Raw genomic sequence first — 19,795 nt, 5'->3', positions numbered from 1 at the left:
GACTTGTCAGAGATTTGTAACCTGTGCCTGAGAAAAAGGGACATCGGCCGAGTGGTCGATGCCCCTCGTATGTAAGAACTCAGGTCAGAGTCTGAAGCGATCAGACAGTGTAACCAACAGCGGACATGCCGTCCAGCAGGGTGTCAACGACATCAGCGCCGGAAGCGTTGTCGTAGTCCACGGTGTCGAAGACTTCCTGATAGATACCGGTGCCGGTTGCCTTCAGGTCGTTTGCCTCGAACAGGGGGTCCAGCTGGAAGCCGACGAAGGCCATGACCTTGCCGTTTGCCTCAGCGACCAGATCCTTGATCTTGCCAGCAGCCTGTGCAGCCTCCAGGCCAGCCTTGGAAGCGGGCAGGCCGCACTCAGAACCCATGATCTCAGCGCCTTCCTTCTCGTTCAGCAGGAAGTTGATCAGCTTAGCAGCCTCAGCGGGATGCTCGCAGGTCTTGGTGATGGCCAGACCCATGGAGACCTTGGAGAAGCCGCCGTTGTAATCGCCGAACTTGATCTCCTCGCCGACGGTGAAGCCGGGCTTGTTCTCCTCGTCCAGAGCATCCTGAAACTTGACAGCGGAGGAATCCCACTCGAAGATACCAGCCATCTTGCCGGTGATCCACTCGTTGGACTGGTGTGCAGCGTTGTCGCCGTTTGCACCGTAGTAGGTGGGCAGCGGCATGATGACGTGGCCATCGACCAGGCTCTTGATGAAGTCGATGCCCTCGGCGATCTCGTCAGCGGTGTAGTTCAGGGTGGAGGTGGTGGGGTCTGCCCAATCCTTGCCGTACTTGGACTCAAGGTAGAAGACCATCAGGATCATACGGTCGTATGCGCCCAGGTGCAGAGGATAGTAGTCATCGCCCAGCTTCTCCTGGAATGCCTTGCCTGCGTTCATCAGGTCGTCCAGAGTCTTGGGAACCTCGGTGATGCCAGCCTTATTAAAGGTGGTCATGTTCCAGTAGAAGATACGGCCGGTCATAGCGACAGGTACGCACTGCTGTGCATTGGCAACGTTGCAGGCTGCCAGCTTGGCGTCATCCCACTGAGACAGGTCCAGATAATCGGTGACGCTGTTCAGGTCGATGAAGGTCTGGCCGTTTGCAGAGTAGTTGTACAGCCAGTTCCAGTTGATCTGGCAGACGTCCTCAGCCACGCCGCCGGCAAACTTGGTGGACATGGTGTCCTCCCAGCCGGACCATGCAGCGAAGGTGGGGTTGACGGTGATGTTGCTGTTTGCTGCGGAGAAAGCCTTCAGGGCCTCCTGGTAAGCGTTGTGACGAGACTCGCCGCCCCACCAGCTCATGGTCAGGGTGACAGGATCACTGCTCAGGCCAGCCACGGAAGCTGCTTCTGCTGCGGAAGAAGCGGTGGAAGCTGCGGTGGAGTTGGAGCTGCCGCCACAGGCAGCCAGCAGGCCAGCTGCGCCCACAGCACCGGTGACCTTCAGGAAATCGCGACGAGAAATTGCCTTGCTCATTGTTCGTTCTCCTCCTAATATATAGAAAACATGTGCTCAGCGGCCTTATCTGCAAAAGGCTCGTTGTATACAATTATGATAACAAAAGATACCACAAAAAGAAAGATGTAAATTGAAGAGAAGCGCGCAAAAAACGAACAAATATTGCGTTCGTGTTTGGCGCGGTTTTGACGTCCTTGCCGAAATGAATAAACTTGAGCGAAAAAACTGTGCAACATGTATACTTCAACAGATTGCATAGAAATCGGAGCAAGGAGTCGGGGAAACCTCCTAAAATTGCAATATTTTTGTAACCAATCGAGAAATTGGCGTGGTTTTGTTGTATGCAATAAGTGAAATCGTTGACGATTCCGACGATTCCAGAGATTTGTCAACTGATATATCAATAGCGCAATAAACGCGCGAAGTTGGATACAACTGATATATCACTCTGTCGGAAACGGTCTGTTCCGGGCAGAAAAAAGCGCCGCCCGGCGAGGCAGCGCTGAAAAAATTTTTCTGTTTTTTTGGGGAACACGGCTGCAAAATGAACGCAGCGCAATGCTTCTTCCGGGAAACGCTCCGCTTTTTTATTTCGCGGCCCGGCGGGCGTAGAAGGCGCGGCGCTCGCGGAAGTAGCATTGGGGGCACATGCTGACGTACTGCACGTCGTTTTCCAGGTCGATGGCGACCTGTTCGCCCTCAAAGACGAACTCACCGTTGACTTTGCGGCAGTTGCAGGTGGCCTTGCGGCCGCAGGTGCAGATGGTCTTCATCTCCTCGATGGTGTGAGCCAGCTCCAGCAGGCGGGTGGAGCCGGGGAACCCCTTGAGCGAGAAGTCCGACCGCAGACCGTAGCAGATGACCGGGATATTCAGGTCTACCGTGACCATGAACAGCTGCTCAGCCTGTGCCGGGGTGAAGAACTGGCTCTCGTCGCAGAGGACGCAGGCCAGCTTCTGGGTCTGGCTGGCGGCGCGGACGGCCTCAAAGACGTCCGCCTCCGGCGGGATGAGCAGGTCGGCCTTGCGCCGCACCCCCAGGCGGCTGACCAGTTCACCGCCGCCCTTGGTGTCCACCTGCGGCTTCAGGATGAGCACCTGCATCCCCTGCTCCTCGTAGTTGTGCGCCACCTGCATCAGGGCCGTGCTCTTGCCGCTGTTCATTGCGCCGTAACGGAAATATAGCTTTGCCATGAAGGTCTCCTCATAAAAAGCAACCCTCTCAGCCATCGCTGCGCGATGCCAGCTCTCCCAAAGGGAGAGCCATTGGCACGCCGGTCAGCTTTCTACGGAATGAGCAAAGCCCAAACGATGGGAAGCGAGCGGGCTTCGCTGTGATGGGAGGGTTGCTTTATCATATTATATTATATAGTCAACGACGAAACCGGAACATCAGTCCTGATTGCGCAGGCGGTAGCCCAAGCTCATCAGGCTGTCGCCCAGGTGGACGTTCTCGACCACGACTTCCGGATACGGGACGGACAGGTCGTAGTGGGAGAAGTTCCAGAAGCCTTTGATGCCCAGGCTGACCAGACGGCCGCTCAGCTCTTCGGCACCGCTGCGGGGCACACAGAGAACCGCCACTTCGGGCTTGTGCTCGGCGCAGAAGCTCTCCAGCTGGTCGATGTGGAGGATCTGGATGCCGTTAATCTCCCTGCCCACTTCGTCCGGCGAGTTGTCGAAGGCGGCAATGAGCTTATAGCCGTTGGTATCGGTGGTGATGAACCGGCTGACGGCCTTGCCCAGACGGCCGCAGCCGATGAGGATGGTGGGCAGGCGGTCGCCGTTGCCGAACAGCAGATTCTCCAGGATGGAGAGCAGGTTTTCGACCGAGTAGCCGATGCCCTGACGGCCGTTCACATCGCCGATGCAGTTGAAGTCCTGCCGGACCTGAGAGGCCGTGGTGCCCATCTGGGCGGCCAGTTCGCGGGAAGAGATGCTGGTGATGCCGTCGTTCTTCAAGGTCCGCAGAAAGCGGTAGTACTTGGGCAGGCGTTTGATCACCGGCAGAGATGCTTTACCAGGGGTGTTCATAGGTGGTTCTCCTTTCATCCATCCGATGCCGGTCCTCTGCGCCTACCGTGGCGCTCCGGCAGATTCAAAGAGTTTTGCACAATAATGATACATCTTTGTCAATCTTATTCATTATCTAAAGTATACAGCGGATATGGAGAATGTCAAATAAAATGGAGCAATTTTTTCAAAAGTTAAGAAATCTTAACCGCCGCATAATCATTTGACCCGCCGGGAACCCTGAAAAAAACAGAGCAGGAGGGGCTTATGGCAGAGCAGAACGAAAAAAACACCCCGGTGGAAGAGCAGCGGCTGGAAAAAGAGCAGATCGAGGATCTGGGCAGCGTCTACCGCACCAAAGGCCCCCACGCCATCCACTGCCTGACCGTGGTGGGGCAGATCGAGGGCCATGTGGAAGCGCCTCAGGGGCAGAAGACCACCAAGTACGAGCATGTCATCCCGCAGCTGGTGGCCGTGCAGGAGGACCCGGCGGTGGAGGGCCTGCTGGTCATCCTGAACACCGTGGGCGGCGATGTGGAAGCCGGGCTGGCGCTGGCGGAGCTGATCGCCAGCATCTCCAAGCCCAGCGCCGCCGTGGTGCTGGGCGGCGGGCACTCCATCGGCATCCCGCTGGCCGTCAGCGCCCGGCGGAGCTTCATCGTGCCCACAGCCACCATGACTGTCCACCCGGTGCGGCACTCCGGGATGATCCTGGGTGTGCCCCAGACGATGCGGTGGTTCGAACAGATGCAGGAGCGGATCACCGGCTTCGTGGCGGCGCACAGCGGCATCTCGGAAAAGCGCTACACCGAGCTGATGCTCCGCACCGGCGAGCTGGTCATGGATGTGGGCACCATGCTGGACGGCCGCCGGGCCGTGCGCGAAAAGCTCATCGACGAGCTGGGCGGCATCTCGGATGCGCTGGCGTGGCTGTATCGGGAGATCGAACGCTGAGCGGGTTTTCGTTGCTATTTTCCATAGGTCGTGATAAAATGAAAGAATCGAATACTATGGGAGAAAGAGACAGGGTTGCAACGAAAGATGGCAAAGAAAAAACGAAAAACGACCGCAAGACGCGCACCTGCGCGGAGAAAGAGCCGGGCACAGGAGCGGATGCCCGCAGGGCTGGGCACCCTGTTTGCGGGCCTGCTGCTCATCGTGCTGGCCTTTGTGGAGGGCAGCTCGGTCTGGAAGGCCCTGCACGAGGTATTGTTCGGCCTGTTCGGCTGCGGCAGCTTCGTGCTGGGCGCAGCGATCTGCTATCTGGCCATCCTCTACACACGGGGCGAAGACCTCATCGGCCAGATGTTCAAGCTGATGCTGGGGCTGGTGTTTGCCAGCGGCACCGTCATCGTCTTTTCCGAGATCCCCGCCGACATCCCGGCGGCCCGCATGGTAGCGGAGTGCTATCAGAACGGCGTCCATGCCTGGCTGGGCGGCGGTGCCATCGGTGCCCTGCTGGGCGGCAATCTGCTGCTGCTCTGCGGGCGTCCGGCGGCAAATCTCGTGATGGTGGTGCTGGCGCTCTGTGCCAGCCTGTACATTTTTGATATCACCCCCGCCGAACTGTGGCAGTGGATATGTGAACTGGGCGGCAGCGCCCACGAAAAGGGCGTGGCCGTCTACGAGCAGAATGCAGCCCGCCGCGCCGAGCGGCAGGCTGCCCGCCAGGCCGAGGAGGAAGCGGCCGCGCTGGAAGCCGGAGACGAGCCGGACCTTTGCAGCGAAGAGGATGAGGAAGGCGGCTTTGCAGCGCCGGGCTGGCTGTCCGGCATTTTCAGCTGGGGCCACAAGGTGACCAAAGAGCTGGAGGGCGAAGCCGTGCCCGAACCGGTGGACGACTCCCTCGGCTACGAAGAACCTGCCCCCTCCCCCGCGCCTGCCCCGGCAGAGCCGCAGGAGGCCCCGGCCTTTACGCCGGTGCAGGTGGGCACGCCCCATCCCCGCGCCTCGTTTGACATCGACCTTGGGCCGGACAGCACCCCCGTGGTCGAGGGCGGCAGTGAGCCCATCGAGCCCTTCATCGTCGGGCCCGGCGGCACCTTCGGGCAGGACCCGCTCCACAAGCCCGCGCCCCGGCCCATCGTGAAGCCGGTGGTGCCCGATGCCATCGAGACAGCAGCCGAAGACTTCTTTGCAAAACCGGAGGCCCCGGCGGCCCCCGAAGCACCGGCCCCGGTGGTAACGCCGGGCATCCCGGCCCAGCCGGTGGACGAAGACCCCGCCGAAGCTCCTGCGTTCGACGGCAGCGGAGCCTTCCAGACACCGACCCTGCCCACCACCGACGAGCCCTCAGTGCCGGTGCGGGTCATGGCCGACAACGTGATGGCCATGCGCTCTGCCCCGGACGAGGACGGCTGGATCAGCATCACCAGCGAGCCGGTGGAGGAAAAAGACATCAACACGCTGGTAGCCGCTGCCATGGAAAAGCCCGCCGTCGGCGAGCAGCAGGCAGCCACCGCCCCGGCCGAGGAGCCGGAGGCTGAGGAGAGCTATCAGTACCAGTACCCCGGCATCGACCTGTTCGAAAAGGCCCCGGAGGAGAGTGACCCCAACGCACAGGACGAGCTGAAGGCCAACGCGCAGAAGCTCGTGGACACGCTGGAAAGTTTTGGCGTCCGCACCCGTGTGCTGGACATCTCCCGCGGCCCGTCGGTCACGCGGTATGAAGTCCAGCCCATGGCGGGCGTCAAGATCAGCCGCATCACCTCGCTGGCAGACGACATCGCACTGAACCTGGCCGTCGCTGACGTCCGCATGGAGGCCCCCATCCCCGGCAAGCCCGCCGTGGGCATCGAGGTGCCCAACCACAAAAAAACACCGGTCTATATCCGCAGTGTCTTCGAAAGCCAGGCCTTCCTGCGGATGACCTCGCCCCTCGGCATCGCGCTGGGCAAGGACATCGCCGGTGTGGCCCAGGTGGCCGACCTGTGCAAGATGCCCCATCTGCTCATTGCAGGCAGCACCGGCAGCGGCAAATCCGTCTGCGTCAACAGCATCATCATGAGCCTGCTGTTCCGGTCCAGCCCGGAGGACGTCAAGCTCATCCTCATCGACCCCAAGGTGGTCGAGCTGGCCGAGTACAACGGCATCCCTCACCTGCTGATGCCGGTCATCACCGAGCCGAAAAAGGCGGCGGGCGCTCTGAGCAGCGCCGTGCAGGAGATGGAGCGCCGGTATCACCTGTTTGCGGAGAACAACGTCCGCGACATCAAGTCCTTCAACAAGCTGGCCGCCACCGACCCCATGCTGGAAAAGATGCCATACATCGCCATCATCATCGATGAGCTGGCCGACCTGATGATGGTCGTGGGCAAGGACGTCGAGGACTCCATCTGCCGCATCGCCCAGAAGGCTCGTGCGGCCGGCATGCACCTCATCGTCGCGACCCAGCGCCCCAGCGTGGACGTCATCACCGGCCTGATCAAGGCCAACATCCCCAGCCGCATCGCGTTCGCGGTCTCCAGCCAGGTGGACAGCCGCACCATCCTGGATGGTGCCGGTGCCGAAAAGCTGCTGGGCATGGGCGATATGCTCTTCATGCCGGTCGGTGCCCCCAAGCCCATCCGCATCCAGGGCACCTTCGTGCGGGATGAGGAGATCAGCCGTGTGCTGGACTTCATCAAGCAGAGCGCGACGGTCCAGTACGACGAGGCCATGATCGAAGCCATGGAAAAACACGCCATCCTGGACGGCAAAAAAGGTGCATCCTCTGCCGATGCCGACGAGGAGACCGGCAGTGACCCGATGCTCAAGCAGGCCGTCGAGGTGGTCATTGATGCCGGTCAGGCATCCACCAGCCTGCTCCAGCGCCGGTGCAAGCTGGGCTATGCCCGCGCTGCCCGCATCATGGACGAGATGGAACAGAAAGGCATCATCGGCCCCTACGAGGGCGCCAAGCCCCGCGCTGTCCTCATCAGCCGCCAGCAGTGGCTGGAAATGCAGATGAACCAGCCGGATGAATGATCCGCGCAGACACTGACGTGTCCGTTCTCCCCGGAGCGGGAAACCGGCGATCCAGAGGCGAGACGGAACGAACGATAAAATAAAAGGAGCATTATGGAAAACTCTTCCCAGATCTACACCGAATTTCTCCCCATCAGCCGCGCGGACATGGAGGCGCGGGGATGGGAGCAGCTGGACTTTGTGGTCGTGGGCGGCGACGCCTATGTGGACCACCCCAGCTTTGGCACTGCCATCATCAGCCGCCTGCTGGAAGCCGAGGGCTACAAGGTGGGCGTACTGGCACAGCCCCGCTATACCGACTGCGAGGACTTCAAGCGGTTCGGGAAGCCGAAGTACGGCTTCTTCATCGGCGGCGGCAATGTGGACAGCATGGTCAGCCACTACTCCGTCGCCAAGATTCCCCGCGCCGAGGACGAATACTCCCCCGGCGGAAAGGGCGGTGCCCGGCCGGACCGCAGCGCCACCGTGTATACCAGGCTGGCCAAGCAGGCCTACCCCGACCTGCCCGTGATCCTGGGTGGTCTGGAGGCCTCGCTGCGGCGGTTCGCCCACTACGATTACTGGCTGGACACCGTCCTGCCCAGCATCGCGGAGGACTCCGGCGCGGACATCATCAGCTTCGGCATGGGCGAACACCAGACCGTCGCCATTGCCAGGCGGCTGGCGGCCGGTGAACCGGTAAGCTCCATCACCGATGTGGACGGCACCTGCTACCTGACCGACTTCGACCACCTGCCCGAAAAATATGTGGAGTGCGCGGGCTTCAAAAAGGTGGCGTCCGATAAGACCGCCTACGCCAAGGCCTGCCGTATCCAGATGGACAATCAGGATGTCGTCAGCGGCCAGATCATCGTCCAGAAGCAGAGCGAGAAGTACCTCGTCCAGAACATCCCGGCAAAGCCGCTGGTGCGCTGGGAGCTGGACCGGGTCTATGCCCTGCCCTACACCCGCCGGTATCACCCCATCTACGAGGCCATGGGCGGTGTGCCCGCCATCCGGGAGGTGCAGTTCTCCATCATCCAGAACCGCGGCTGCTTCGGCGGCTGCAACTTCTGCGCCATCCAGCTGCATCAGGGCCGCCGCGTGACCAGCCGCAGTGCCGACAGCATCGTGGCCGAGGCCGAGCGGATGACCCATGAGCCGGATTTCAAGGGCTACATCCACGACATCGGCGGCCCCACGGCAAACTTCCGCTTCCCGTCCTGCCGCGAACAGATGCTGCGGGGCATGTGCAATGGCGGCAAGCACTGCCTGGCCCCCACGACCTGCTCCCACATGATCGTGGACCACAGCGACTATCTGAAGATCCTGCGTCGCGTCCGGGAGCTGCCGGGCGTCAAGAAGGTATTCATCCGCAGCGGCATCCGGTTCGACTATCTGATGGCAGACCCGGACGATACCTTCTTCAAGGAGCTGGTGGAATACCACGTCTCCGGCCAGCTGAAAGTTGCCCCGGAGCACTGCGCCCCCAATACCCTCGCCTACATGGGCAAGCCACCCATCCAGACCTTCAACAAGTTCAAGGATAAGTTCTACGAGCTGAGCAAAAAGGCGGGCAAAAAGCAGTACCTTGTGCCCTACCTGATGTCCAGCCATCCGGGCAGCACCCTGAGCGACGCGGTCTATCTGGCCGAGTATCTTTACAAAAACCACATGCGCCCGGAGCAGGTGCAGGACTTCTACCCCACGCCCGGCACCGTGAGCACCTGCATGTTCTATACCGGTCTGGACCCCTACACCCTCAAGCCGGTATTCGTGGAGAAGACCGCCGAGGGCAAGGCGCTGCAGCGCGCACTGCTCCAGTATTACGAGCCGCGCAACGCCGAAAAGGTCATCAAGGCGCTCAAAATGACCCACCGCGAGGACCTCATCCCGCTGCTGGTGCCCGCCGAGGGCCGCCGCGCCGTCCAGCGCTCGGCCCGCAGAGCCGAGGCCGCCGAGGTGACCATCCACAACGACGGCACCTACACCGTCCGCCCCAACGGCAAGGGCAAGGGCCGTCCGCAGGGCCATGCCGCCCCGGCGAACCGCAGTGCGGGCGGACGTCAGCCCAGTCCCGGCGCACGGTTCGCGCCTCGCTCTGCCCCCGGCCATAAGCCGAAAAACGATCAACAGAAAGAGAATACGACGTGGAAAAATACAAATCGGAAAAAGTAAGTTTCTGGCGAAAGCCTTTCCGGCGGCTGGCCGCACTGGCGTTGGCCGCTGCGCTGGCCCTGGGCCTTGCGGCCTGTGACGGGGCATCCGTCCTTCCGGACGGCAGCGCCGATGTGATCCCGAACCCGGCATCCAGCGGGGTGCAGACCGCCGACAGCTTCCGGATGCACTTTCTCGACGTGGGGCAGGCGCTCAGCGTCCTGGTGGAGTGCGATGGCCAGTACATGCTGTACGACGGCGGCAACGTGGACGACGGCAGCATGGTGGTCAGCTATTTGCAGAAGCAGGGCGTGGAAGAGCTGCAATACGTCTTCTGCTCCCACGCGCATGAAGACCATGTGGGCGGGCTGGCCGCTGCGCTGGCCTTCTTCCCGGCGAACCATGTGTACAGCCCGGTGACGGAGGCCTCCACCAAGTGCTTTCAGGATTTTGTGAAGTACACCCAGCAGCAGGGCCTGCAGGTCGAGGTGCCCGCCGTGGGCACCGTCTGGCAGCTGGGCGGTGCAACGGTGACGATGCTGGGTCCGGTGGCACAATACAGTGAGACGAATGACACCTCGCTCGTCCTGCGGGTAGATTATGGTGCCACCAGCTTCCTCTTGACCGGCGACATGGAATCGGATGCAGAGCGCGACCTGGTGAACAGCGGGGCCAACCTGAAGGCCGATGTTTTGCAGGTGGGCCACCACGGTTCCAGCACCTCGACGAGCTACCTCTTCCTGAATGCCGTCCTGCCCGAAATGGGCGTCATCTCCTGCGGTGTGAACAACAAATACGGCCACCCGCATGAGGAGACCCTGAGCATCCTGCGGGATGCAGGCGTGGACGTCTACCGCACCGACCTGCTGGGCACAGTTGTCATCGGGTCGGATGGCCAGAACTACACCATCCGCACCGACAAGAACGCCACCGACGCCGAGTTGAACCCCACCGCCCCGGCGGCATCCAGCACGGAACAGCAGACCTACATCGGCAACGTGAACTCCAAAAAGTTCCATCTGCCCACCTGCCCGAACCTCCCGGCAGAGAAGAACCAGATCCTCTTCTCCAGCTACGACGAGGCCATTGCAGCAGGCTATACCCCCTGTTCCACCTGCATCAAGTGAGACACATCAAAAAAGGACTGTCGCGAACGCGACAGTCCTTTTTTGCTTGCTCTATAATACCGTGTCTCAGCCGCCCAGATAGGCGCTGCGGACACGCTCGTTGGTCAGCAGCTCGGCACCGGTGCCATCCATGACAACGCGGCCGGTCTCCAGAACATAGGCCCGGTCGGCCACGGAAAGCGCCATCTGCGCGTTCTGCTCGACCAGCAGGATGGTCATTCCCTCCTCGTGGATGTTCCGGATGATGTCGAAGATCTCCTGCACCAGCAGAGGCGACAGGCCCATGGACGGTTCATCCAGCATCAGCATGGAGGCGTTGCTCATCAGCGCACGGCCCATGGCCAGCATCTGCTGCTCACCGCCGGACATGGTGCCCGCCAGCTGTTTGCGGCGCTCCTTCAGGCGGGGGAACAGTTCAAAGACCTTTTCCTTGTTGGGGCCGATGGTGGAGGCAGGCTGGGTGTAGCCGCCCATTTCCAGATTTTCCTCCACGGTCATGTGCAGGAAGACGTGGCGTCCCTCCGGCACATGGGCCAGACCGGCCTCCACGATCTTGTGGGCACGGACGCCCTTGATGCTCTTGCCCTTGTACAGGACATCGCCCGTCTTCGGGTGGAGCAGGCCGGAAATGGTCTTCAGGGTGGTGGACTTACCGGCACCGTTGGCACCGATCAGGGTCACGATCTCCCCTTCGTGGACCTCAAACGAAACGTCCTTGACGGCGTGGATGTTGCCGTAATAGACGTTGATGTTCTCCACTTTCAGCATAGAATCTGCCATCGGTCAGCCCTCCTTCTTGCCCAGATAGGCCTCAACGACCTGCGGGTTGTTGCGGATCTCATCCGGGGTGCCCTTGGCGATGATGCGGCCAAAGTTCAGCACCGCGATGCCCTCGCAGATGCCCATGACCAGGCTCATGTCGTGCTCGATCAGCAGCACGGCAATGTTGAATTCGTCGCGGATGCGGCGGATGGTCTCGGTCAGTTCAGCGGTCTCGGAGGGGTTCATGCCGGCAGCAGGCTCGTCCAGAAGCAGCAGCTTCGGGCTGGTAGCCAGGGCGCGCATGATCTCCAACCGGCGCTGTGCACCATAGGGCAGGCTGCCCGCCGGGGTGTTGGCCAGGTCGGCCATGTGGAAGATATCCAGCAGCTCCAGTGCCCGCTCGGTGCACTTCTTTTCTTCCTTCCAGTAGTTGGGCAGACGGATCAGGGAGGAGGCCAGGTTGTACTTCATGGACTCATGCAGACCGACCTTGATGTTGTCGATGACCGACAGTTCCTTGAACAGGCGGATGTTCTGGAAGGTGCGGGCCACACCCATCCGGTTGACCTGATAGGTCTTCTTGCCTGCCGTGGGCATCCCGTCGATCAGGATGGAGCCGCGGGTGGGCTGGTACACGTTGGTCAGCAGGTTGAAAACGGTGGTCTTACCGGCACCGTTGGGGCCGATGAGGCCGGTGATCTCGTTGCGGCCGATCATCAGGTTGAAGCCGTCCACTGCGGTCAGACCGCCGAAGTCGATGCCCAGCTCGCGCACGTCGAGGATGGGCTTTTTGTCCTTGTCGCGGTCGGTCAGGAAACCGCCGGAGGGGACGCTGTTCAGTCTCGTCTTGAACTCACTCATGGTCTGCACCCTCCTTGTTCTTCTTGCGGAACAGTTCCCCGTTCAGGACCTTCTCCACGATGCGGCTCACGGAGAAGTCGTAGCTGCCCAGCAGTCCGCCGGGGCGGAAGATCATCATCAGGATCAGCACCAGCGAGTAGATGACCATGCGGTAGCTGTCGAAGCTGCGGGTCGCTTCGGGCAGGATGGTCAGCACCGTTGCCGAGAGGATGGAACCCAGCATGGAGCCCATGCCGCCCAGAACGACCATGACCAGGATCTCGATGGACTTCATGAAACCGAAGATCGAGGGGTTCAGAACACCGATGTAGCAGGCGTACAGACCACCGGCCAGACCGGCGAAGGCCGCAGAGAAGGCAAAGGCCATGACCTTATAGTAGGTGGTCTGGATGCCGCAGCTCTCGGCCGCGATCTCGTTGTCGCGGATGGCGAGGACGGCGCGGCCGTGGCGGCTCTTCATCATGGTGTGGATCAGGAAGCAGGTGATGACCACACACAGGAACACATTGCTGAAATGGGAATACTTGGGGATGTTCTTCAGGCCCTTGGAGCCGTAGAACAGGCTGTACCCCAGCACATCGTCGATGTTGTTCAGCGTGATGCGGATGATCTCGCCGAAGCCCAGCGTCAGGATGGCCAGATAGTCACCGGTCAGGCGCAGAGCGGGGATGCCGATCAGCACACCGAACAGGCCCGCCATGATGCAGGCCAGCACCAGACCAATGGCAAAGGAGATGCCGCTGGGCAGGGGGCTGTACTTGGTGAACAGCGCGCAGGTGTAAGCACCCACGGCCATGAAACCGGCATGGCCCAGCGGCAGCTGGCCCAGGTAACCGGTGGCCACGTTCAAAGACACGGCCAGGATGATGTTGATGCCCACGGTCATCAGCACCTTGTTCTGATAGGTGGAAAGCAGATTCCCGGTCAGGTAGGAAAGCCCCAGGAACAGCAGCGCCACCAGCACCGTATTCATCAGGTAGCGCACGGGCATTTTGAGCGTTTTGCGTTTGGTATTCATCTTCATGCCCTCCTTACACCTTTTCCTGCACCTTGCGGCCAAGGAAGCCGGTGGGCTTGAACAGCAGCACGATGATCAGGATCGCAAACGTAACGGCGTCCTTCCAGGCGGAAAGGCCGATGGCGGAAACGAAGCACTCGCACAGGCCGATGGCGATGCCGCCGATCATCGCGCCCGGAATGGAACCGATGCCGCCCAGAACTGCGGCAACGAAGGCTTTCAGGCCCAGCATGGAACCCATGGTGGGCGTTGCCTGCGGGTAGGAGCAGCAGTACAGCACTGCGCCGATACCGGCCAGCGCAGAACCCACCGCAAAGGTGAAGGAGATGGTGCTGTTGACGTTGATGCCCATCAGGCGGGCCGCATCCATATCCTCGGAGACGGCGCGCATGGCCTTGCCGAGTTTGGTCTTCTGGACCAGGAAGGTCAGCACGAGCATGGACAGCACAGTGACCACCAGCGTGATCACGGAGGTCAGGCCCACCGGCACTTTGCCGAAGTAGAAGGTCCTGGCTTCAAAGTAGGACGGGATGACCTTTGCACCGGAGCCCATCAGCAGCTCCGCCGTATACTCCAGGAAGAAGGACACGCCGATGGCCGTGATCAGCAGCGAGATGCGGGGCGCACTGCGCAGCGGGGTGTAGGCGACCTTTTCGATCACCACGCCCAGCAGGGTGCAGGTAATGACGGTGGCGCAAACAGCCGTCACCGGGCCAAGGCCCAGCTGGTTCATCACGAACCAGGACATGTACGCGCCCACCATAATGACATCGCCGTGGGCAAAGTTCAGCAGCAGGATGATGCCGTACACCATGCTGTAGCCCAGTGCGATCAGTGCATAGATGCTGCCCAGGGAAAGACCGTTGATCAGCTGACTAAAAAACACTGTCATGGATGGATACTTCCTTTCTTTGCGGCGTTTTGCCACGCCTTTTGGGAGACACTTGTTTACCAAAAAAGCGGAGACAACCCGTTTCGGCGGTCTCCGCAAGTAGTTCTGATGCGAGGGGTTAGAACATTTCCTTCAGTTCGGGCTTGCCATCCACATAGGTCAGGATCGCAGTCTCCTTGACGGGGTTGTGGTGCTCGTCGAAGGTGAAGGTGCCGGTGATGCCGTCGATGCTGCCGGAAGCGATGGCGTCAATGACAGCCTGCTTGTACTCGTCGCTGCCTGCTTCCAGACCGGCGTCCTCCGCAGCCTGCAGGCCGTAGACCACGGTCTTGGCAGCGTCGTAGCCCAGAGGTGCGAAGCCGTTGGGGTACTCCTCGCCGTATTCTGCCTTGTAGGCCTCCTCGAACTCCGGAGAAGCGCCCTTTGCGTAGTTGGCGCAGAAGTAGCTGTCCTTCAGCTGGTCAGCGGTCGCATAGCCCTCCAGGCCGTCCCAGCCGTCGCCGCCCAGGAACGGAACGGTCAGGCCGATGCTCTCAGCCTGCGACAGGATCTGGCCCACTTCCTCATAGTAGTTGGGGCAGAAGACCGTCTCCGGTGCCTTGCCCAGGATGCTGGTCAGCTGGGTCTTGAAGTCCACGTCGCCGTCGGAGTAGCTCTCCTGATCGACGATGGTTCCGCCCAGGCTCTCGAACTCGTTGACGAAGTTCTCAGCCAGGCCCTCGTTGTAGTCTGCGCCCTTCTTAAAGATGACAGCAGCCTTGGTGTAGCCCAGCTTCTTGTAAGCGTAATCTGCCATCTTGATGCCCTGGAACGGGTCGGTGAAGGTGGCACGGAAGACGTTGGCGTTCACGGTGTCGGTCTCGGCATCGTAGGTAACGGCCTCTGCGGTCGCAGAAGCAGTGACCATGGGCATGTTGTAGTCGGCGCTCTCAGCAGCCACGGCCAGCGTGGGGGTGGTGGTGACATCGCCGACCAGTGCCGTGATGCCTTCGTCCACCATCTTGGTGAAGCAGTTGACGGCCTGGGTGGCGTCGCCCTGCTCATCCTCGGTCAGGATCTCGATCTGCTTGCCGTTGATGCCGCCATCGGCGTTGACCTGCTTCAGGTACAGGCTCGCACCGTTGACAACGGCCTGGCCGTAAACGGAAACGTTGCCACTCAGGGGGCCCATGACGCCCACCTTGATGGTCTCACCGGAAGCAGCGGAACCGGCTGCGGAACCAGCCGCAGAACCGGAAGCAGCCGTGCTGGAAGAAGAACCGCCGCAGGCGGTCAGGACACCGGCAGCAGCCACGACACCGGCAGCAGCCAGAAAGTTACGACGCGTGATCATCTTTTTCATAATCGTTATCCTCCTGTTTGGAAGTATTTGCAAAATGCAGAAAGCAGAGCCCTTTCCCTCAAAGCGGCTCTGCTCTTGGTAGTTTCATTATAGCCCCCTTCGGGGCCGTTCGCAATTCACAAACCGTCCATACTTTTCCGGGCCTTTTCCGTCAAATCATGTTAAACTACACAAAATTTCCATATCACTTTTGGCTGTTTTTTCAAATTGTTCACCTTGTTTCACTCTGAAATGAACGGTTTTCATGAATGTCAAAAAGGTTACACGGCTGCCGTCCGGTCGGTTCCGGGCAGGTTCGGCGGCCGTCTTCCCACCTCCCGGCATATCCGCCCCCGCCTCCGGGCAGACTGATGATGTTTACAGCCGCAAACATCGCAATCCCCTCTTGCAACCAGGCACAGGACGTGGTAGGATAAAGGCAGTTAGTTAGTATCGACTATCCACTATTTCAAATCATTACCGGGAGGTCTTTCTTATGAATTATCTGGAAATCGAATCCGTTGTCGGCCGCGAGATCTTAGACTCCCGCGGGAACCCCACCGTCGAAGCTGAGATCACGCTCGCCGACGGCACCGTCGCCCGCGGCTGCGCCCCCTCCGGCGCATCCACCGGCGAGTTCGAGGCTCTGGAGCTGCGCGACGGCGACAAGAGCCGTTATCTGGGCAAGGGCGTGACCAAAGCCGTTGAGAACATCAACACCGTCATCGCCGATGCTGTCGTGGGGCTGGATGCCTCCGACATCTATGCAGTCGATGCCGCCATGCGCAAAGCCGACGGCACCAAGGACAAATCTAACCTGGGCGCAAACGCCATTCTGGCCGTGTCCATCGCCGCCTGCCGCGCAGCCGCCGCTTCGCTGGAGATGCCGCTGTACCGTTTTCTGGGCGGCGTGAACGGCAACCGCCTGCCCGTCCCGATGATGAACATCCTGAACGGCGGCGCACACGCCACCAACACCGTGGATACCCAGGAGTTCATGATCATGCCCGTAGGTGCCCCCTCCTTCAAAGAGGCGCTGCGCTGGTGCGCCGAGGTCTTCCACGCTCTGGCTTCCATCCTGAAGGCCAAAGGTCTGGCCACCTCCGTCGGCGACGAGGGCGGGTTTGCGCCCAACCTGTCCAGTGACGAGGAGACCATCGAGACCATTCTGGCTGCCATCGAGAAAGCCGGTTATCAGCCCGGCAAGGACTTCATGCTGGCCATGGATGCCGCTTCCTCCGAGTGGAAGAGCCCCAAGGGCAAGGGCTTCTACAAGCTGCCCAAGGCGGGCACCGAGTACACCTCCAGCGAGCTGATCGCCCACTGGAAGAGTCTGGTGGAGAAGTACCCCATCATTTCCATCGAGGACGGGCTGGACGAAGAGGACTGGGAGGGCTGGCAGGAGATGACCCGCGAGCTGGGCGGCAAGGTCCAGCTGGTGGGCGACGATCTGTTCGTCACCAACACCGAGCGCCTGGCCAAGGGCATCCAGCTGGGTGCCGGAAACGCCATCCTGATCAAGCTGAACCAGATCGGTTCGGTCTCCGAGACGCTGGAGGCCATCAAGATGGCCCACAAGGCCGGTTACACCGCCATCAGCTCGCACCGCTCTGGTGAAACCGAGGACACCACCATCGCCGACCTGGCCGTGGCCCTGAACACCTGCCAGATCAAGACCGGTGCGCCCAGCCGCACCGAGCGCGTGGCCAAGTACAACCAGCTGCTCCGCATCGAGGAGCACCTGGGTGCCAGCGCCGTCTATCCCGGCATGGAAGCGTTCAACGTGAAGCGCTAAAATTTTCCAGCAATCGCGGCCCTTTCTCCTTCGTATTTTTACTGGAGTGCCTGTTGCAATGCGCTCTCAGATCTGAAGGAAGGAGAACCGCTCATGCTTTCCACCTTTTCCCTTTCGTCCTCGATCCTGCTCTGGTTTCTGGAGCAGGCCGGTCTGCCCCGCATTCTGCTCTGGCTGCTGGAAAAGATCTTAGGATAACGAAAAAGACGTGCCGCACACGCTGTGCAGCACGTCTTTTTTCATCCATAGATCTGTTTTTTGGCGGTGCGCAGCGCCGTGCGCAGAGGCCGGTAGAGCAGCAGCATGAGGGCAAAGTTGCCCACGCCGTGCATCGCGTCGTAGGAAAGGCCGCTCAGCCACCAGCTCAGCGCAAAGGCAGGCGTCTTGGCTACAAGATACACCGCTGCGCACAGCCCGCCGAAGCACAGGCCGTACAGCCCGCTGAACACAGCCCAGCCGAGGGCATGGTCCATCCGGCGCAGCAGCCAGGCCAGAAAGGCCAGCAGATACCAGACGTACAGATACATCGCCCACCACAGGCCGAAGCCATACAGCACCCCCTGCAATACCAGAAACACCGTGATGGCCCCCGGCGTCTCGCGGGGCAGTTCCAGCGCGAACAGGATGATGAGGAGCGTCACCGGCTCGATGTTCGGGAGGCCGCTCATAGCCTGTTTGCTCACCACCAGAAGTGCGCCCATCAGCCCGCTGAGGACCAGCCGCAGCACTCTGGTGTGCATGGGTTCCTTATTTCGTGTAAGTAAAGGCATAGCGATCGCCGTCGTGCAGCTCGATGTCCGCCACGCCCACGGTGGTCATCTCACCGGAAGCATCGGTCAGGCACCACCAGGCGCTGTCCTTGTCCCAGTCGGCGGTCTCGCCGTTGACGGTGGTGACAAAGCCTGCAGCGGCCTCGTCTGCGCTGATGATGCCGGCCTCGGCCAGCGCATCGCTCAGCTTCTCACCGTCGGTCACTTCCAGGTCGAAGGTCTGGCTCTCGCCGTCGGCCCCGGTCACCGTGAACTGGGCCTTGACCTTGGCTTCCGAAGCCTCTGCCGATGCAGTCTCCGAGGAAGCGGCCTCCGAAGATGCCGCCACGCTGGACGCAGCGGAAGAAGCCGTGCTGCCTGCGGCAGAGGAAGCGCCGCAGCCTGCCAGCAGACCGGCGGCCAGTGCAGCAGCCGCGACAACAGAGAGGATACGATTCATGATCTTCATCAAAAGATTGCTCCTTGGTTCTAGTTTATATGCACAGAACATGCAGTGCTTATGATACCATCCGCCGGGGGAAATTGCAAGTGCGGCTCGGCCGGGCTACGCAGTCTCCCAAAGAGCGGCTGCTCCCGCTCCACGTTTTCAGCCGCCAAACAGGCCGAAAAAGCTGGTGTGCGTCATACCCAGCACCAGAAACAGAACGATGAGGGCAAACAGCACCCCGATGATGATGTCCATCTGGTGGACGCTCAGCGGGAACTTGTCGTAGAGCTTTTCCTTGGGGTTCACGAAGTTGGGGTCGTTGTTGTTCAGCAGGCTCTTCTTCCCCACTTCGCCCTGCGCCTTGCGCGCTTCCAGTTCGGCCTGTTCTTTTTCCAGCTGGGCCTCGCGCTCGGCCAGCAGTGCTTCGCGGCGGGCGAGTTCGGCTTCTTTTTCATTCCATTCTGCCATGGTCGTTCTCCTTGGTTTTTCTTCTATTATAACAAAGCGGGCCGTCCACTGCAACGAGTGGACGGCCCAGCAGGCGCTCTCTTTTCGGGGGAAATTACTTCTTGGCGAGGTACTTGCGGATATCAATGGCGACAGCCACGATGATGACAAGGCCCTGCACGATGTAGGTGTAGGAGGAGTTGACGTTCATGAACTGCAGAGCGACCTTCATCAGCTCAAAGACCAGAACGCCGACCAGGATGCCAGGCACGGTGCCGACACCGCCGGTGGTGGAAACGCCGCCGATGGTAGAAGCTGCGATGGCGTCCAGCTCATAGCCCTGTGCGGTGTTGACGGATGCGCCGCCGGACTTTGCAGCCAACAGGCAGCCTGCCAGACCGAACATGCAGGAAGCCAGGATGTAGATGCGGATCTTGGTGGCGTTGACGTTGACGCCGGCGACCTCAGCCGCAGCCTCGTTGCCGCCGATGGCATACATGTACTTGCCGTGGCGGGTCTTGTTGTACAGGAACCAGAAGCAGGCAGCCACGATCAGGGCGATCCAGATCAGGACCGGGATGCCGATGATGCTGTTGGAGGCCAGAGAGGTGAAGTTCTTGTTCAGGGAGCCGATGGGGGTGCCGCCGGTGTAGACCAGGCAGATGCCGTAGACGACCTGCTGCATACCCAGGGTAGCGATGAAGGGCTGGACCTTCAGATAGCTGACGACCAGACCGTTGCACAGACCCACGATGGCGCAGATGGCGATGACCAGGATGAAGACCACCGGGGTGGGCAGGGT

At 60.7% G+C, this 19,795-nt stretch carries 17 protein-coding genes; 5 read left to right on the top strand and 12 right to left on the bottom strand.

The window, feature by feature from the left end:
* Window positions 1-100: 100 nt before the first annotated feature.
* The 3 genes from J3350_RS10285 to J3350_RS10275 all read right to left on the bottom strand — a co-directional run bounded on the left by J3350_RS10285 (window position 101) and on the right by J3350_RS10275 (window position 3,492).
* Window positions 101-1,477 carry an ABC transporter substrate-binding protein gene (locus J3350_RS10285; RefSeq protein ID WP_207686544.1) on the bottom strand — a complete coding sequence of 459 codons (1,377 nt, stop codon included), beginning with the start codon at window positions 1,475-1,477 and terminating at the stop codon, window positions 101-103.
* Between the two features lie 569 nt (window positions 1,478-2,046).
* Window positions 2,047-2,652 carry a thymidine kinase gene (locus J3350_RS10280; RefSeq protein WP_097791428.1) on the bottom strand — a complete coding sequence of 202 codons (606 nt, stop codon included), beginning with the start codon at window positions 2,650-2,652 and terminating at the stop codon, window positions 2,047-2,049.
* 198 nt (window positions 2,653-2,850) lie between these two features.
* Complete coding sequence (locus J3350_RS10275) at window positions 2,851-3,492, bottom strand: redox-sensing transcriptional repressor Rex (RefSeq protein ID WP_097791429.1); 642 nt, start codon at window positions 3,490-3,492, stop codon at window positions 2,851-2,853.
* Between the two features lie 246 nt (window positions 3,493-3,738).
* On the opposite strand from J3350_RS10275, the gene J3350_RS10270 reads away from it, so the two are divergent.
* The 4 genes from J3350_RS10270 (at window position 3,739) to J3350_RS10255 (ending at window position 10,700) form a co-directional block, all read left to right on the top strand.
* Window positions 3,739-4,425: a ClpP family protease gene (locus tag J3350_RS10270; RefSeq protein WP_097791430.1), complete on the top strand. Its 687-nt coding sequence runs from the start codon at window positions 3,739-3,741 to the stop codon at window positions 4,423-4,425.
* Between the two features lie 87 nt (window positions 4,426-4,512).
* Window positions 4,513-7,437, top strand: a complete 2,925-nt coding sequence (locus J3350_RS10265) for a DNA translocase FtsK (protein ID WP_207686543.1) — start codon at window positions 4,513-4,515, stop codon at window positions 7,435-7,437.
* A 93-nt stretch (window positions 7,438-7,530) separates the two neighbouring features.
* Entirely contained in the window at window positions 7,531-9,594 is a 2,064-nt protein-coding gene (locus J3350_RS10260) for a YgiQ family radical SAM protein (RefSeq protein ID WP_118553367.1), read from the top strand.
* On the top strand, window positions 9,567-10,700 hold the full coding sequence (locus J3350_RS10255) for an MBL fold metallo-hydrolase (RefSeq protein WP_207686542.1): 1,134 nt from the start codon (window positions 9,567-9,569) through the stop codon (window positions 10,698-10,700). Before J3350_RS10260 ends, J3350_RS10255 begins: the two co-directional genes overlap by 28 nt.
* A gap of 66 nt (window positions 10,701-10,766) precedes the next feature.
* Here the strand turns inward: J3350_RS10255 and J3350_RS10250 are convergent, their stop codons facing one another.
* From J3350_RS10250 to J3350_RS10230, 5 genes are all read right to left on the bottom strand, one after another.
* On the bottom strand, window positions 10,767-11,480 hold the full coding sequence (locus tag J3350_RS10250) for an ABC transporter ATP-binding protein (protein WP_097791436.1): 714 nt from the start codon (window positions 11,478-11,480) through the stop codon (window positions 10,767-10,769).
* 3 nt (window positions 11,481-11,483) lie between these two features.
* Window positions 11,484-12,323: an ABC transporter ATP-binding protein gene (locus tag J3350_RS10245; RefSeq protein ID WP_207686541.1), complete on the bottom strand. Its 840-nt coding sequence runs from the start codon at window positions 12,321-12,323 to the stop codon at window positions 11,484-11,486.
* Window positions 12,316-13,341, bottom strand: coding sequence for a branched-chain amino acid ABC transporter permease (locus tag J3350_RS10240; RefSeq protein WP_207686540.1), 1,026 nt, complete (start codon window positions 13,339-13,341; stop codon window positions 12,316-12,318). Before J3350_RS10240 ends, J3350_RS10245 begins: the two co-directional genes overlap by 8 nt.
* Window positions 13,342-13,354: 13 nt before the next feature.
* Window positions 13,355-14,233: a branched-chain amino acid ABC transporter permease gene (locus J3350_RS10235; RefSeq protein WP_097791439.1), complete on the bottom strand. Its 879-nt coding sequence runs from the start codon at window positions 14,231-14,233 to the stop codon at window positions 13,355-13,357.
* A gap of 118 nt (window positions 14,234-14,351) precedes the next feature.
* Window positions 14,352-15,575, bottom strand: a complete 1,224-nt coding sequence (locus J3350_RS10230) for an ABC transporter substrate-binding protein (protein WP_118553373.1) — start codon at window positions 15,573-15,575, stop codon at window positions 14,352-14,354.
* Window positions 15,576-16,050: 475 nt separating this feature from the next.
* On the opposite strand from J3350_RS10230, the gene eno reads away from it, so the two are divergent.
* Window positions 16,051-17,349, top strand: a complete 1,299-nt coding sequence (gene eno, locus J3350_RS10225; protein ID WP_097791441.1) for a phosphopyruvate hydratase — start codon at window positions 16,051-16,053, stop codon at window positions 17,347-17,349.
* Between the two features lie 239 nt (window positions 17,350-17,588).
* On the opposite strand, the gene J3350_RS10220 is transcribed toward eno, so the two are convergent.
* From J3350_RS10220 to J3350_RS10205, 4 genes are all read right to left on the bottom strand, one after another.
* Window positions 17,589-18,089: a hypothetical protein gene (locus J3350_RS10220; RefSeq protein ID WP_207686539.1), complete on the bottom strand. Its 501-nt coding sequence runs from the start codon at window positions 18,087-18,089 to the stop codon at window positions 17,589-17,591.
* A gap of 7 nt (window positions 18,090-18,096) precedes the next feature.
* Window positions 18,097-18,567, bottom strand: a complete 471-nt coding sequence (locus J3350_RS10215) for a DUF4430 domain-containing protein (RefSeq protein WP_207686538.1) — start codon at window positions 18,565-18,567, stop codon at window positions 18,097-18,099.
* A 138-nt stretch (window positions 18,568-18,705) separates the two neighbouring features.
* Window positions 18,706-19,014: a hypothetical protein gene (locus tag J3350_RS10210; RefSeq protein ID WP_097791444.1), complete on the bottom strand. Its 309-nt coding sequence runs from the start codon at window positions 19,012-19,014 to the stop codon at window positions 18,706-18,708.
* Between the two features lie 94 nt (window positions 19,015-19,108).
* A partial coding sequence (locus J3350_RS10205) for a beta-methylgalactoside transporter (RefSeq protein ID WP_207686537.1) occupies window positions 19,109-19,795 on the bottom strand: 687 nt, incomplete at its 5' end.

The organism is Faecalibacterium sp. Marseille-Q3530, assembly GCF_017377625.1.
In the GTDB taxonomy this organism is placed as follows: Bacteria; Bacillota; Clostridia; order Oscillospirales; family Ruminococcaceae; genus Faecalibacterium; species Faecalibacterium prausnitzii_E.
Note: the sequence above shows the minus strand (reverse complement) of the source record. Positions and strands in the feature narration are given on the sequence as shown.